Origin of the sequence: Arthrobacter sp. NPDC056691 (assembly GCF_042791415.1) — a bacterium.
Taxonomy (GTDB): domain Bacteria; phylum Actinomycetota; class Actinomycetes; order Actinomycetales; family Micrococcaceae; genus Arthrobacter.
Genome location: NZ_JBHTXX010000011.1, coordinates 4,669 through 19,864, shown reverse-complemented (window position 1 = coordinate 19,864; position 15,196 = coordinate 4,669). Strand labels below are relative to the sequence as shown.

11 protein-coding genes are annotated in these 15,196 nt (G+C 62.4%); 3 read left to right on the top strand and 8 right to left on the bottom strand.

Translation table 11 applies throughout. The features are described from left to right. Nucleotide 1: 1 nt before the first annotated feature. From ACFRAU_RS11135 to ACFRAU_RS11110, 6 genes are all read right to left on the bottom strand, one after another. Nucleotides 2-2,014: a Mu transposase C-terminal domain-containing protein gene (locus tag ACFRAU_RS11135; RefSeq protein WP_377999941.1), complete on the bottom strand. Its 2,013-nt coding sequence runs from the start codon at nt 2,012-2,014 to the stop codon at nt 2-4. Continuing rightward, the gene (locus ACFRAU_RS11130) at nt 2,011-2,811 is read right to left on the bottom strand and encodes a TnsA-like heteromeric transposase endonuclease subunit (protein ID WP_377999940.1); all 801 of its coding nucleotides are present in this window, start codon (nt 2,809-2,811) and stop codon (nt 2,011-2,013) included. The genes ACFRAU_RS11135 and ACFRAU_RS11130 overlap by 4 nt, the downstream gene beginning before the upstream one ends. A gap of 411 nt (nt 2,812-3,222) precedes the next feature. Continuing rightward, nucleotides 3,223-4,203, bottom strand: a complete 981-nt coding sequence (locus tag ACFRAU_RS11125) for a hypothetical protein (RefSeq protein ID WP_377999939.1) — start codon at nt 4,201-4,203, stop codon at nt 3,223-3,225. A 357-nt stretch (nt 4,204-4,560) separates the two neighbouring features. Beyond that, nucleotides 4,561-5,994 (bottom strand): HesA/MoeB/ThiF family protein, encoded by a 1,434-nt coding sequence (locus tag ACFRAU_RS11120; protein ID WP_377999938.1) that lies wholly within the window; start codon nt 5,992-5,994, stop codon nt 4,561-4,563. Continuing rightward, on the bottom strand, nt 5,991-6,389 hold the full coding sequence (locus tag ACFRAU_RS11115) for a hypothetical protein (protein WP_377999937.1): 399 nt from the start codon (nt 6,387-6,389) through the stop codon (nt 5,991-5,993). The genes ACFRAU_RS11120 and ACFRAU_RS11115 overlap by 4 nt, the downstream gene beginning before the upstream one ends. Before the next feature lie 8 nt (nt 6,390-6,397). Next, the gene (locus tag ACFRAU_RS11110; RefSeq protein ID WP_377999936.1) at nt 6,398-6,697 is read right to left on the bottom strand and encodes a multiubiquitin domain-containing protein; all 300 of its coding nucleotides are present in this window, start codon (nt 6,695-6,697) and stop codon (nt 6,398-6,400) included. Between the two features lie 503 nt (nt 6,698-7,200). Between ACFRAU_RS11110 and ACFRAU_RS11105 the strand changes: the two genes are divergently transcribed. From ACFRAU_RS11105 to ACFRAU_RS11095, 3 genes are all read left to right on the top strand, one after another. Then, entirely contained in the window at nt 7,201-8,313 is a 1,113-nt protein-coding gene (locus ACFRAU_RS11105; RefSeq protein WP_377999935.1) for a HigA family addiction module antitoxin, read from the top strand. A gap of 465 nt (nt 8,314-8,778) precedes the next feature. Then, nucleotides 8,779-9,162: a hypothetical protein gene (locus ACFRAU_RS11100; RefSeq protein WP_377999934.1), complete on the top strand. Its 384-nt coding sequence runs from the start codon at nt 8,779-8,781 to the stop codon at nt 9,160-9,162. Further along, a complete protein-coding gene (locus ACFRAU_RS11095; protein WP_377999933.1) occupies nt 9,159-9,923 on the top strand; it encodes a hypothetical protein in 765 nt (254 codons plus the stop codon). The genes ACFRAU_RS11100 and ACFRAU_RS11095 overlap by 4 nt, the downstream gene beginning before the upstream one ends. 92 nt (nt 9,924-10,015) lie before the next feature. Here ACFRAU_RS11095 and ACFRAU_RS11090 read toward each other — a convergent pair whose 3' ends face one another. Together ACFRAU_RS11090 and mobF are read right to left on the bottom strand one after the other, a co-directional pair. Continuing rightward, nucleotides 10,016-10,204 (bottom strand): hypothetical protein, encoded by a 189-nt coding sequence (locus ACFRAU_RS11090; RefSeq protein WP_377999932.1) that lies wholly within the window; start codon nt 10,202-10,204, stop codon nt 10,016-10,018. A gap of 51 nt (nt 10,205-10,255) precedes the next feature. Further along, complete coding sequence (gene mobF, locus ACFRAU_RS11085; protein WP_378000032.1) at nt 10,256-14,728, bottom strand: MobF family relaxase; 4,473 nt, start codon at nt 14,726-14,728, stop codon at nt 10,256-10,258. Nucleotides 14,729-15,196 lie beyond the last annotated feature (468 nt).

Below are 15,196 nucleotides of genomic sequence, written 5' to 3'. Positions count from 1 at the left end.
CTCAGTCCTCCAACAGGTCGATGCGTCGTGCTTTTCTTCGTGGCCGGATGCTGGCCGCTTCGATCGGCGTGACCGGGTCCTGGACATCTCCGCCGGTCGGTGTGGGGGCTTCCATCTGCTGTTCGGGCACTGCAGGGACGGTGGCGGCAGCACGTCCTGCGGCCTGCCTTTCCGTGCGACCGGCTGGGGCTGTCATGATTCTGTTGACGTGGGCCAGAAGTTCGTTGCCGGGCACCTGGCCGCGACGGCCGATGGCCTTCTTAGCCGCGGTGAGCACGTCCAAGGAGAACGGGCCGACGAGCTGGCGGGCCAAAGTCCACTCCGCTTCAATCCAGCGCCCTTTCCTATGGTCCTTGACGTAGATCGAACGGAGCCGATACGGGTCGTAACGAATTTCCCATCGCCCATTGGCGGGTGAAGGAAGCCCGGACGGGACGCCACGGTATTCATGCAGCGATTCGGCATCGTAGGTGAGGCCTTCAAAATTGATCCCATAGGGCTGGATGGTTCGCCAATCCAGCGGAAGGAGCGCGATGTAGTCCTCACGGGTGAGGGTAACCGGGATCTGCGGGGCGACGCCGGACAAAGCCGCGAACGCCTCGTTTGGGGTGAGGTCCTTCTTTGGCATCGCTGGATGGCGCAGGCCAGAGTGCGGGCGGTTCTGCCAAACGGCAACGAGCCACCAGTCCAAAAGGTTCTGCACCTCAGCGAGGGTGAACGCGGCCTCGGCTGCAGGGTCCTTGCCCCTTCGGACGACGTTCGGGCCCGTGTAGCCGGCTAGATATTGGGTGAAACCTGAGTTCACCCCGGCAAAGAACCGCTCGATGTGGGGTTTGTCAGTCGGAGTACGCGGAGCGGCTTTGGTGAGGCTGATCTGGAGGCGTTCGCAAGCAGCGGTAAACGTCGACCCGATAAAGACTTTGCCTCGGTCCACCGTGATGGACTCGGGCACGATGATCGGCTTGGCCGCTATGGACGCGCGAACGTCCTCGTTCCCTGGAAGCATTCCTTGCGGCAACACGGAGCGGGAGTAGGACAACGAGGCAGCCCAGCCCGGCTGCATTGGCAGAGGCGTCATAGCCCTGGCCAGCAGGATTGCGGCGTCGACCCCCTTGGTCGCCACGGGCCGCAGGATAGCCGCCAGCGGCGTTCGGGTCGCCACGTCCAAGGCCACGGTCAGATCCGCCCGGCTTGTCGTGCCGTCCGGGCACAGGACCATGACATCCAGCGGGGTGGAGTCGATCTCGACGAGTTCTCCGGGGCGGGACGGAGCCTGCCGGCCCCACGATCTGTCGGGCCGGTTGGCCTGCGTCCTGCGTGTTGTCGCGTCGCCGAATGGGTGACGGAAACGTTCGATCCTTCTGAGGATGCGGTACATAGTGGTCTCCGAAGGCACCGCAAGGCCCTGCTGGGCAGCGAGCACGCGCACCCTGTTGACGGCCCTGGACCGGGTGCCGGTGGAGAGGTTCCGCTGACCGGATACCTCCGCTTCCAGCAACGCTACGACCTTCGGCTCAGTGCGGCCCGACATACTGGCCGGACGAGTCAGACGGCCATCAACCAGCCCGGCAACACCGTCCTTGCGGTAGGCGGCAATGTGTCTGAACAACGTGCGCTCTCCCATCGGAGTGCCGGTGGCCGCGAGTTCTGCCAGCTTCGCGGCGATCCTGTCCTGGAGGCGGTTTCTGAGATCGTAGTCAGGTGTCGGCGTGGTTCCCGCCGCTGCCTCCGGCGGAATACCGTAGACCACCTCGTGCACATGCCGGTGCAACCACTTAGCCCGATCCCGTGCATCCGTATCGAGAGTCTCCAACACAGCGGCACCCTCCAGCGACGGAAACCCTCCGGGGGAGTCGGGAAGATACGAATCATCCGCCAGGAGCTCTGCGACCGGCACCCGCCGGATGCGGTTTGTTGCCAGGTTTTTCAACGCGAGCTCGGTACCGTCCTGGGCGACAACCTGCCACGACGCACTGTCGAACTGGAGGAAATCGAACAGCCTGACCGACCTCACGATGCCTCCTCGAACAGCACATCAGCCAGACACCCCTGGCTCGATGCGATCGGGGATTCCAACGACAACGGGCGGCCCAGATCCACGTCGAGCAGACCCCTGTAAGCCAGGTGCAGCACGTTCGCCTGAACCACAGAAGGGTCTGTCTTCAATTGTCGGGCGGCGCAACGCACGCCCGTGGCCATCGACGCCCCAGCCCTAAACGCTTCCAGAATAGCCAGGAGGCTCGCGGCGCTGGGAGCAAAACGGTCCTGACGGTATCCCGAGAGCCACCGGAGGTTCGCCGCGCGGGGCTCCGCCATCCCGCTGAAGACCTCGTAGTCCCACCCAACGGCCTGACACATCCTGGCGGTCATCTCGAACTGGCGTTCCGCGGAACTGAGACGATCCGGATGCCGTACATCCACAACACGCCCGCCGCCGTCCCTAAGCCTGACAAAGAAGTCAGGCACATGGCCGCGGGCAGCCTCGGTGCCATGTGGCCAGAGCACCGCAAATGGCTGAGACACGATGCCGATCACTTCGGTGTCGTGATCCGCCAGCATCAGGAAATCCCGCTCCAGCAGACTCTCAAACCCCACATGCCCGCCCACCGTGCCGGACCACCACGAGCCCTCATAATTCCGTTTCCCCGGCCAGGCAAAGAACGACCGCACAGGCAAAGCCGACTCAAACGGCAAACCCGACAGCTCAGTGGACACCAGTTCATCCCGCAGACCATCGCGGAAACGCGCCAGAATGCGAGCCGAATCCGTAAGATTCACCGGCAAAGACCTCAAAGCACCAAGCAAAGTCACGCTGCCACATTAACTGACACAATCACCGTCAACCCGTAAGCTGCCGTGTCTTCTGACAAAACTGCCAACTCAACTGACAACGGACAGCAATAGTAGATCCGCGAATCTCTCATCTAACGAGCACAACGCCGATAATTGCGATTACGTAAAGTAAGCAGGATGATAGTTGCTAACGCTAGCTATTAGTAGCATAGCTCCTCCCCCTGATTCGCCCTTGGTGGCTGTTTTCCTGCAGGCCGCAGACCTCGTGGCGTATCGGGAGAAGACGCTGAAGTTCATCGCAGCACGGGGGCGAAAGATGGCCGAGTGGGTCATGACGCACCACCCTGAGATAGAGGTTCGGCGGTAGCAGGCGACCCTCTGCAGCCCGAAGTATCGGATTCCGAGAAGTATCGCGGGCACGTTTGTGATTTACCAGAGCTTACGAAGCGCCCGCCGAATTATCCCGGGTGAGTCTGCCTGTAGGTGAGCTTCGAGTGCGGCTTGCAGTGCGACAAGCTGATCCGCCGTCGCAATGGAGGCCGTTGTTGTTTGTTGTGTCGTTGCTGGGGCGGCCTGGACTGCTGCTATCGAGGTCGGTTCTTGCGCTGCTGCGGAGAGTCGCTCAAATTTCGTCAGCATCAGGTTGCACAGCGCTTCGTACCGTTTTAGTTCGCAGTATTTCCTTAGGCCGGAGGTCGAGCGGGCCCAAAAATTGAAGTAGCTGAGCGCTAACCCGATGGCCAGCGAGACTGTGACGGGGAGGATAAACGAGGAGGCATCGGGCTTACCCTCAGGCGACCACAGCGTCAGCGTGGTGACCCACGAGAACACGACTGTCAGCAGGGGCGTTAGCAACCACAGGGATCTCCAGGGATGACCCCTGAGCGTTGCTTTTAGCATTTTGGGTGTTGTCCGGAGGGCAAGCCTTCTGAAGCGAACATCTTTGTAGTCACGACCCAGCGACTCATCTACTGCGTCTTGAAAGTCCGGGTTGAGAGATCGCTTGGACGAAACCATTGAACGCCCTCCATTTGTTGCCTCGAATCCTCTCAGCCACGCTCTGCGCCGAGCGATAGCATGCCGCTTCAGATCCTCTTCGTCCAACCATGACTTACGCAGATCGCTTTGGAGGTCATACACGGTATCGGGCGACTCACTCGCCCGTTCCAGCCGGTAAGTAATGAGCGCCGCAACGACGACAACAACCAGGGTAAGTATTGGCGTGTAGCTTGGCGGTTGGGGAGTGTTTTCTCGTCCAAGCCCTGGTATTACGAATACGATTGTTGCGAGGCTGGCCGCACCTGACGTCAGTATGACCTTAATGACGTTAGTCACGTACTGCTTGCGCTGATTCTCAGTGAAGCCTATTATACGTTGCCGAAAAAAGGCTATTTCCACAATCCCGACCAAGATAGAACCTAGAGCAAGAAAGGCGACAAAGCTCGAGGCAATTACCCCAGAGGTGAGTATTAATTGACCCATCATCTCTTTCCTGCATAGTTGAGCACCATCAGCGATGCGTTACCGACTTTATGAGACTATGCCCTGTGGCCAGCAATGGTTGAGTCGGCTTATCGGCTTGACGTCCAGTAGACGTTGCATCCGTTACGCAGCGAGGTCTAATCCCGTGCTTTAGGAGTTGCTGACAGCTCTTTACATAGTCAAGGTGCTTCGATGATCGCACTTTCCTCAGTGCAGCATTTCGCGGTGCCTCATTAAGGCCGGTGAGCGGGGACTAACCTCGCCCACCGGCACTTAGACCATGGGTCAAGCGACTTTTGGCATTTTCGTTGGAAGACGACGCCTATCACCAAGGGCGAAGCGCGACGGTCCGCACTGCGTGCAGCCGGGATCTTGACGTGGCTCATCGATCAGCACTTCACCGTTGAGGGCGTCCGCGTGGAACCACCTCACCTCCGGCGGTTCCTTTGAGAGGCCGGTGATACGCATGAGCCACTCGTTGACCGCATGGCTGGTTGCGACCGAATTGAGAGTGATGACGCTGGGGGCGTGTACTCCCGCGTCGTCCACGTACCGTTGCCGATCCAGCTGCTCCGCGGAAGTGGCTTCCTCTCGAAGCCGGTCGGGCGAAATCAAACCGTTGCACTTCAAACAAGCGCCACCTGGACCTACCCGCCGGCTCACCGCAAAGACGTCGGTGACATCGCCGGTGAGCTTGTCGACGGAGATCTTGGCGCCGACCTGTGTGACAGGGATGAGGTACTGGTGAGCGATAGCGTTGACGACTAACCGCGCGGTCGCGCTGTCCGCGGAAAGAAACACGTGGTCGCAGTCTCGCAAGAGGTGCGCGACTTCATGTTCCTCCACACCGCTCACGATCGCATCGACACGAATGTCGGGCGACGCCGTACGGGCCACCCGTCTGGCGACGTGAACCTTTTTCGCTGCCAAGTGATGGCCCAGCTGCCTCAGCCAACGGGGCCTGCGTTCGTCAGTCATCCAAGGGTGGGCGTCAGTTCGGCGGGCGCCGACAATCCTCGATAGATTGGTCGTCTCAACTACGTCGGAGTCGATCAGAACCAGGTGCCCGACACCGAGCCGCGCGAGTTGTTCGCTGATCAGGGATCCTGCCCCGCCGAGGCCCACAACGGCCACTTTCTGCCTCTTGAGGATTTCCTGGCCGCGGTCACCGAACAGCCTTGCCTGTCGTTCATACTCCTGGGAAGCACTTGGCGCTTCACGAGGAGCAGGAGTTAACACTTGGCGTACCGGATCCGTAATGACGAGATGGTCGAGTTCGAATCTCTCCCCTGTGCTTGTCCAGAGATCCCCCGCGACGGCGTCCTCGGCGAACACCAGAGCACCCACGACGGGAGCTCCGATCAGGTCGAGAAGGCCGGGGTATCCGTGCTCATGGGACTCCATATCTGTTGGCGAGAACGCCACGCTTCCGTGTCCTCCGTGGCAGTGAACCGCGAGGTAGACAGACTGGTCTTCAGCGAAGTTCAGGGCTGAATCCAGCACGAAGTCTGCTTTTAGCTTTCGATAGCCTTTGGTGCCCGGAACATAGTCCTTTCCATCAAGTGCAGGCAGGACCTCGCGGACGAGCAGTCGAACCGCTGTTGACGTTCGCCCAATGCCGCACCTCAGGATCGCACCATGTTCGTCGCTGTCGCCGGGGAACAGGTGAGCGCGGAGGGTCGACCAGTGCTCACCACCCATAGTTACCGTCCACTTCATCGGTCGGCCAGCCATTTCAGGACCTTCAGGAGCTTGCCTGCTGCCGTGTTTGTGGCGCTGTCGAGAATGTTGGTGCGGCGCGAGAGCTGTGTCGCCATTATCGTGCCACCTGTCCAGCAACCGATCGGCTGCTGGAATCCTTCGCCGTGCGGCTGTCCGTCGGCCCGGGTGAGGTCTGGTCGTATGAAGTGCGGGTATACGTCTGCTTCGGGGTAGTTGTAGGGAATGTGGAAGGCAATCCAGGTTTCCCGCTGAGGAAAGGCCGGCCCGGTGGGAACGGGTTCGACGCGCACCCACGCTCCCCCGTCCCCGGTTTCCTCGACTGTAAGTGAGGAGTCCGGGAACGAGGCGCGCAGTTCCTCAAGCGCCACCTGTACTTCTTCGGTGATCGCCATGGGAGTCCCTAGGAGTTGTCGTCGTCAGCGACGGCGGCGAATTCGATACCATCGTGGATCTCGACGGTGTCAGTGTCGCCGATCACGGTGCGATGGTTGCGGTTCTTGACCTGGAACAGCACGTAGGTCGGCTGGATGGCAAATCCCTGCGAAATCGCCGCCTGCTTGATTTCCAATCCGGAGATGCGCTCCTTCGGCAGCAGAATCGGCTTCTTGTTGAAGACGGCTTCGACCACCTTGGGGTTCTTGATGCGCCCTTCATTCGGCGCGCTGGTTTCGTTTGCAGTGTGATGCTCGGCTACAGTCATGGCCGAGGCCCCCTTTCAGGCTTCTGGGTGGCGCGATCGGGTCCAATCGGCGCGCCACCCTACGAATCGAATATAGATTTTCTATACCCGCTTGGTACAACAATCTTAGTGTACACCAAGTTGGTATAGCATTTGGGGTGTAACGGTTAGTGGAACTAGGGTTCGGCAGCCAGCATGAGGCAGAGACCTACAGTGATGTGCAACTGCTTCGGCGTGTGTACGGAGATCGCACAGGTCAGAGAATCTGGTTGCGGTTGTCGCAGATTGACGCAGCCGCGAATCTCGCGCGGCTTAGCCGACTTCCGCAGGCCCGGTGCCGGCAGCTTGCTTCCGATCACAGCCACCACTACTCGCTTGCCATTGATGACGTGCGCGTATTGGTTGTGGAGGTGGCGCAGGAGCCGGTTCCGTGCCGGTCGGACGGGACGATAGAACTCGAGCAAGTGACCCGACTCAAATTCATTGCACTGCAAGAACGGGCGCCGAAGGGATAAGGAAGGGGCATGAACATGGACACCGACATTCGGGGCGGCGGTTGGCATCCTTATCGGCCAACGGAAATCCCGGCTCCGGGTGAAACTCTCCGCGAGACCCTTGAGTCGCTCGATATGAGCCAGAGCAAACTTGCTGCCCGAACAGGGCTAACCCTGAAGCACATCAATCAAATCATCCAAGGCAACGCTGCGATTAGTCCTGAAACCTCCGTGGCGCTCGAGAGAGTCACCGGCGTCGACGCTGACTTTTGGAACTCCCTTGAATCCAGGTTTCAGGACCACAGAGTCCGAGAAGAAGAAGCTGCCAGGCTTAGCCGGCATGAAGAATGGCTGGACCGCATGCCGCTCTCCGCGCTTCGAAAACTCGGCTACATCCAGTCTGACAAGCGCAAACCGGGTGCGCTTCTTCAGGAAGCGCTTGCATTCTTCGGCGTCGGCTCTATCGAGGCTTGGGAAAAGAGCTGGAACACGCCTGCTGCAGCCTTTCTGCAATCAACGGCGTTTGATGCCGACTCTGGCGCTGTTGCCGCCTGGCTGCGCCTGGGAGAATTGCAGGCAAAAGACATAGATTGTGCACCCTTCGATAGAGTCGCCCTCAAACGCATTCTGCCTGCACTCCGTGCACTCACGGTGAGGCAACCAAAGGAATTCTTCCCTGAACTCGTCGCCCTTTGTGCGACCGCGGGCGTCTGCGTCGTCCTGGTCCCTGAAGTTACCGGGGCTCGAGCCAGCGGTGCATCTCGATTCATTTCCCCGTCAAAAGCACTGATACAGCTGAGTAATCGGGGAAAGCGAAATGACAAGTTTTGGTTTGCCTTGTTTCACGAGCTTGGGCATTTGCTGCTGCATGGAAAAAAGGAGCTCTTTGTCGAGTTCACCACTCCGACAGCTAATATTTCTGCTGCCGAAGCAGAAGCCAATGAGTTTGCATCTTCCTTGCTCATACCAAAGCAATACGATGATCAGCTTCGCGCGATCAAGACCCCTCGCGATGCAATTGATTTAGCGGAAACCATCGGAGTTGCCCCAGCAATCGTTGCAGGACGATATCAACGAGAAACAGAGGACTGGCGGTTCGGTCCGACCCTGTTTCAAAAGTTCGAGATAACGACAGGACCCTAGCGTCCGGTCGTCCAACACAGGTGACGGCGTCGCGGCCATAAGTTGTTCATGGAATTTCATCTTCCTGGCATGCGCGGACTCGCGATGGACTTCCGGACCCCGTCTCTGCGGCTGGCAGACATGTGGGCTGCCACCGGCTCCTAACGATGCGCGTAGGCTTAGCTGGGATGTTTCCAGCTCCCAGGAAGCCTGTCGGCCAAGCGCTGGCAGGCTTCCTAGTTTTGATTTAGGCTGCCCGCTGTGGTTTTGTACCCTGCAGACACTGCCGGCAGAGTTTGGATCACAAAGCGCGAATCTCGATTGGTTGCCCCGATACTGTGGCCTCTGCACGACCACGACGTGCCGATGCCATGGGGGATAATTTCCAGCCCATCCCACGGATGCATTCCGAGTATCCGGAGTGGATTTTTAGTGGATAATCGATGGTGTTACAGGTAGTGTTTACGGTATCGGAAGGAGTGTACCGTGAGCATCTCTATTGATGTTGGTGCTGCCCACAGCGGCACAGCACGCTTGGGCATCCGTGAAATCGTCCGGCAGCTTAACAGCGCGCTCGGAGCAACACTGGTGGCCGCATTGGCTGGCAGCAGGGACCCCAAAATCAGCTATCGCTGGGCGCGCACCGACGGCCCTGAACCACGGCCAGAGGCGCAGGCACGGCTGCAGCTCGCCCACCGAGCCTGGACAGCCGTCTCGAGCGTGGAAGGCGAACACGTGGCCAGGTTGTGGTTTGTTGGCGCGAATCCCTGGCTGGATGAGGTTTCCCCTATCGAAGCCATCAAGGCGATGCGCGCTAAGGACGTCATGGCGGCCGCTGCGGCCATGACTGAGGACAGGTTCTCCGGTTGACGGCAGTCTGCTCCAAGACCGGCCTGGCGTATGCGGAAGGGCCAGTCATCGGATACAGGATCGCCAAATCATCCTATGGACCTTTGAACCCGCTGCCGCGCAGCACAGGTCCTGTTGACCGGTCATCATGGTCGCGTTTCGACACTCCCGGCTCAACGGTGTACCTTGCCGGGGACCGGCGCACGGCCTATGCGGAGACGCTGGCCATGGGCCGTGTCGGGAAGGACTTCCGCGATGCGGTGGCGTTCGCGGCCGCCCAGTTCGGCATTACCGTCGAAGCGGCACGCAAGCTGATCCAGGATGACTGGACCAGAAACGGAAACATGGTCCCCGGCTGGCTCCCGGCCAACTGGCGCGACGGACGCCTCATGTACACCTTGCGGATCAACAGTCCGATCCGATGGATCGACCTGACGACAGCCGAATCAATCGCCTCCCTGAACCGCCACCTCGGGCAGCAGCTCGACGACGCCTTCGGCATCTCCACCGTCACCCTTGCCACGCTATCCGGGGAGAACCGCGAAGCGACGACAGCCATCGCCGAGTGGCTGCGCGAACAGGTCCTGGACGATGGAAACTTTGCCGCCGGCGTCCGGGCACACTCCAAATACGGTGGCGGTCTCTGCTGGGCCTATTGGCTCCGTCGGCAGGACGACCGGCTCGGACCCGACCCCGTCGAGCTCGAAGCCGAAACCGAGATCCACCGCAACGACGCCGACCTCAATTACGTGCTCGCCCTGTACGGACTGGAGTGCCGCTAACTACTGCCAGCCGGTAAGTACTTGTGAGTTTTGTGAGTTTCACGGAACCAGGCCTCCGGCCCGGCGGTTACTCAGACTCTTGGCCATGGCGATCAGGGACGCGGCAGGTCGTTCCAGTGATACGTCGACAGCGCATCCTCGGTGGTCTCGCCGCCGTTGCCGTGCCCGTGCCGCGTTGGATCTGCTGTGACGTAGGCGTGCACCGTGAACCGGTACTGACCGTAGTCTAGACAATCGTAGATCTCGATGCTGATCTGTTCGTCTTCCCGGTATCGATTCAACGGAGGCGTCCATACGGGAATCGAATAATCGACGCCTGATAACGGGATTGCTTAGCGTCCGATGCCGGGGCCGCGGTCCTGCCGGGGCGTGGGCTCGTCGATGCGGCGGGTTTCGTCGCGGCGGGCTTGTTCTTGGGCGCGGCGGGCTTTGATTTGTTCCAGGGCTTCCTTGACGGCTTCCGGGCTTCTGGTGTCGGCATCGGTCCGCTGGTTCTTGGTACGGTTTTCGCGGACTTTGCGTGCGAGTGCGGCGATGCGTTCGGCGCGTTCCTGGGCCGGGCTGAGCTGCGCTTCGGTGCCTCGGGTTTCTTGGAGGTGGTCCACGACCTGCTCTGCCGGTGTCGGGATTTCCTTTACAGCGGCCTCGACTTGGGCGGCCTCGGCCATGAGTGATGCGTCGGCGGGTGCCAGGGGTTCTTTGGCTGTTTGGGCGGTGTATTTGTGCATGGCTGTGACCCTGGCCGTGAGCTCCGCCCCGATGCCTTTTCCCTGGTGGGCGCCCGGGAGGGGCTGGGTTTCGCTGGTGGGGATCCGGTAGGTGTCCCGGTAGGTGGAGATTTCAACGGCGAGCTGGCGCCATTGTTCCTGCCGTGACGGGTCGGAGGGGACGGGTCCGAGTGCTGCTGCCCAGGCTGGGGGTTCGGCTGCGAGCTGGGCGCCGAGCCGTGTGGCTTCGGTGGCCATGAGTTCGCGGCGGGCCAGGAGTTCTTTTTGCCACAGGGCCGGGGTGTCCGGGTGGGTGACGACGTCGGCGGGTGCGAGCCATGCCGGCAGCTGGTCCGCTGCGGGTTTGGCGGCGCCGGACTGCGGCAGCTGGCGGCGCAGTTCAATTTCGGCGCGGATGCGTCGTTGGATCTGGGCGGCCGCCTGGGCTCTTGTGGCGTTCTGCTCGCGGCGGTAGTTGGTGACGGCTCCGCGTTCGTAGGCTTCATCGGCCCGGGCCTCGGGGTGCATCGCCTCGCGGAGCGCCTTTTCCTTGTGCAGGGAGGTGGCGAGCCAGCGGGTCTTCCGGGCGGCGGCTGGGTCGTTGATGGTCGTGTCGGTGCGGTTTTTCTGCTCCGCGGCGGTGATCCGTGCGGTCAGGTCGTCGTCGCTGAGGTGCCCGTGCAGGCGCCGCTGCCAGGGCGTGCCCCTGTTTTCGGCCTTCCAGCCGCGCAGTAGCGCCTTCCGGTCAGCGCCTTCCGCCGCGGGTGTCCGGGCGGTTTCGGATTTGGCGCGCATGAGCTCGCCGATGGAGCGTTGTTCGAGCCGGGCGAGGGCTTCGTCGCTCATTGCTTCGAGGGGCCGGTGTCCGGGGTCGGCGGCGCGTGCACGCCACCGGTCGAGGCGGTCTTCGATCCGCCACGCGAGCACGGCGCCGGCGTCGTCAGAGTCGTAGAAGTCTCCTTCTCCGATGCTGTCGTTCAGCAGGGTGGGGATGTTGAAGCCGTCGTTTTCTGCGGCGCGGAGATGGGTCGCGATCGCACCCCAGGCACTGGAGTTCACGAACCTGCCGGCGGTGCCTTCGCCGAGTTCGCGGCGGGCGATGTTGGCCATTCGGAGTTCGTTGGCCTGGTGGTCGATGTCCCGGTACACCTCGGACATTTCCGGCAGGGATCGTTGTTGGGCGCGGGCTGCTTCCATTTGTTCGTGGGCGGTGAGGTTCCCGTCGTGGTTGGCGGCCACAGCGGTGAGGACGTCGTCGAGGGTTTCCCCGCCGTCGACGATGCCGTAGAGCTGGTTGGTTTCGCGGCCGCGGGAGGCTGCGACGTAGGCGAGGGAGCGGGAGAGTTTGGAGCTGATCAGGGCGTGGGTGGTGTCGCAGGTGATGCCCTGGGTGCGGTGGATCGTGGCCGCGTAGCCGAGCATCGTCTTCTCGCGGACATAGTCGGCGGGGAGGGTCACGGTCCCGGCGTGGGTGTCGTGGCGGACGGTGATGGACCCGTCGGGGTGGACTTCGCGGACGGTCCAGACGTCGTTGTTTTTCACGAAGTCTTTGCCGCGGTTGGTGGCGAGCCGGCGGTTGTTTTCGCGGGTGACGATGATGTCCCCGGCCCGGGCGGTGAGACCGTCGCGGAGTGTCGCGGCCGGTCCGTCGGTGAGGTCCCCGTTGCCGAGTCGGTAGGCCTGGGCGCGGGCGTTCAGGTCGGTGACGGTGGCGTTGTCGAAGGCCATCATGATCGAGTGTTTGCCGTTATCGGTGTCCGCCTGCCAGGCGGCGAAGACCTGGGCGGTCATGGTTTCGGCGTCACCGCCGACGACGCGGCGGTTGTCCCGGTAGAACGTCCACGGGTCATCTTCCCCATGGGTTGGCGGTTCGCGGAGCGCGAGGGTGGCGTCGGCTTCGGCGTCGTTGGGTGTGCCGTCCGGGTTGCGGAAACGGTGCAGGTCTTCCAGATGAACGGCTCCGACGGTGTTCTTCAGCAGGCGCAGCGCGCCGCCTGATCCGACGGCGGAGAGCTGCTGGTCATCGCCCAGGGCCCGGACCACGGCACCGTACTGGTCGGCGATGGTGACGGCGGCAGCGAACATCTGGGTGCCGACCATGCCGGCCTCGTCGATGATGATGACGTCGCCGGGGTTTGGGATGACCTTCTGCGGGGTATCTGTCTGGTGTCCGAGCACGAACGAGTCGATCGTGGTGGCCTTGGCGCCGAGTTCGGTGCCCATCACGGAGGCGGCGACGGCTGTCGGTGCGAGGCCGATGACGCGGCCGCCGGCTTCCCGGACGGTGTCTGCGGCGAGTTTGAGGGCGGTGGTTTTACCGGCGCCGGCGGGGCCGACACCGACCATGAGCAGGCGGTCGCTGCAGGCGAATTCCTTGGCCATGGCCAGCTGGCCCGCGTCGAATCTCTTGTCCTGTTTCGCGAGGGCGGCGTCGAAGGATTCGGTGGTGGCGGCGGGGATGACGATGCGTTGCGCGGCGGTCAGCAGCCGGTCTTCGCTGTGCAGGATCCCGGACGAGGTGTAGAGGGTGGAGTGGGCTTTGCCGTACTTGGACGCCCCGTTCTTCAGGCGCAGCGCGGCGATCTCGGGGGCCGGTGTGTCGGGGGTGATGCGCAGGGAGAACTGGTCGATCGCGCGTGCCTTGACCTGCTCGATCAGTGCCGGCGGGATGGGGAGTTCACCGAAGCGGGAGCCGAGCCGGCGGCGGGTTTCGGCGTCGACGTGGTGTTCTCCCCAGACCCCGCGGGACTTCTCGAGGGTGTGGATGACGGCCTCTGCTTCCCGGGCGGGGTCGATCTCGTCGGCGTGCGCGACCATCCACAACGGGTCGTCCGCATCGGCCTTTGCCCGGGCGTCGTGGCGGTGTGCCCGGGCCTTCTGAATGGCGGCTGGCCCGGTCTCGACGTCGGGGATACTGCCGAGCTCTTCGGTCCACTCCCCTACCAGCACTGAGAGCTGGCGTGCTTCTTTCTTGGCGGCGCGGGTGTCCAGTGTGGCCTGCTGTGCGAGGGCGATCATGGCCTTGGTGTTGGGGGCGTAGCCGTGGTCTTCGGTGAAGTCGGCGACGAGCCGGTCGAGGACGGGTTTGATGCCTTCGCGGCGGGAGGAGGCGGCTTCGATGGCGGCGACGTCGACGCCGGCGATCTCGATCACCGGCCGGTCGCCGGCGACTTTGCGTTCGATCAGGCCGACGCCGAGGCGGGTGCAGATCTTCTCCATGACGGTGCGGTTGTAGTGTTCTGAGGCGGCCACGTTGAACTGGTACAGCAGCCGCCCGTCCAGCGACGACCATTTGCCGTCAGCGCCCAAGACCTTGTTGGAGACGACGACGTGGTCGTGCAGTTGGGGGTCGCCGTTGCGGGAGTCGTAGTGCCGGAACTTGGTGTAGATCAGTCCGCCGTCGACGTCTTCCTGGCGGACGCCGTTGCGTCCCCGCCGCGTGTACGTTGCTTCCCGTTCGAGGTACTGCATGGTCTCCTCGATCGCCTCGTGGTGGGCGTCTTCGATCTGCTGCCGGGCTTCGTCTCCGCCGATGGCCCACAGCACGGACGCGGACTTGGCCGGGGCAAAGACGAGGTCGTATCCGGCGACGGCCTGGGATCCTGGCTTGGTGTGGGCGGTGACGAAACGGCCGAGCTCCTCCTTGTCGGAGGCGTTGCGGCCGTTGAGTTCGCGGAAGTACTGGCCGCCTTCCTTCATCCGGATCTGCCGGCGGGTGTCGGCGTCCGGTTCGCGGTGGTTCATCCGCTGGTAGTCGCCCAGGGCCCGGTTGACGCGGGCTTTGAGCTCGTTGTCTTTCTGCCCGTAGCGCGGGTACCGGGCGCCCAGCCGGACATCCGCCTTGGGGTCAGCGGCGAGCATTGCCTCCGCGTTCGGGTGCAGGCCTTCGCCGAACAGTGCTGCCATCTGGGTTTCGGTGACCTCCCCCGTGACGCCCAGATGGGCCACTCCCCCGCCGCCCCACTGGCCGGGCGGGTTGCCGTCCACGGTGTAGTAATCGCCCAGGGCACGGTCGCCTGCGCGCAGCTCATCACCTGAGGCGACTTCACGGGTGTAGTACGTGTATCCGTCGCCGGCACTGAGCTTGTGCACGGTCATCACGGATGCCAGCCTACCCGGACAGGGGCCTCACTCGTCGATGATGCATGAGGTGTGACAGATTTGTGCCGTTTCGTGTTCTGCGGTTCGGTGGACACGACGGAGGAGGTAGCCGGGAGCAAGGACAGGAAACGGTAGGATCGGGCCATCAAGGTTTTGATGCGGTTCTGCACATGAGAATGGGCGGTGGGTAACACGCTTTTCCGTTATCCACGGTGCGTTCGATTGTGTGGAACCGCCGCCCCGGGTTATCCACGGGTGGGCAGCGGAGAGACGGTGGGTTTCTCGGAGCCGTCCACGGGTGGGCAACCCGGGGCACTACCAGCCCGAGCGTAAGCGAGGACCGTTGCGGCGCACGCCGCCGGGCGGGGGGGGGGCCCCCCCCCCCCCCCCCCCGGCCGGGGGCGGCCCCCCCGCCCCGGGCGGGCGCCCCCCAAAAAAACACCACCCACACACCCCAACACCCCA

Excerpts from the sequence above, each read along its gene's own strand:
- ACFRAU_RS11120 (WP_377999938.1), bottom strand. The coding sequence starts at position 5,994 with ATGAAGTGGACGGTAACTATGGGTGGTGAGCACTGGTCGACCCTCCGC.
- ACFRAU_RS11115 (WP_377999937.1), bottom strand. The coding sequence starts at position 6,389 with ATGGCGATCACCGAAGAAGTACAGGTGGCGCTTGAGGAACTGCGCGCC.
- ACFRAU_RS11110 (WP_377999936.1), bottom strand. The coding sequence starts at position 6,697 with ATGACTGTAGCCGAGCATCACACTGCAAACGAAACCAGCGCGCCGAAT.
- ACFRAU_RS11105 (WP_377999935.1), top strand. The coding sequence starts at position 7,201 with ATGAACATGGACACCGACATTCGGGGCGGCGGTTGGCATCCTTATCGG.
- mobF (WP_378000032.1), bottom strand. The coding sequence starts at position 14,728 with ATGACCGTGCACAAGCTCAGTGCCGGCGACGGATACACGTACTACACC.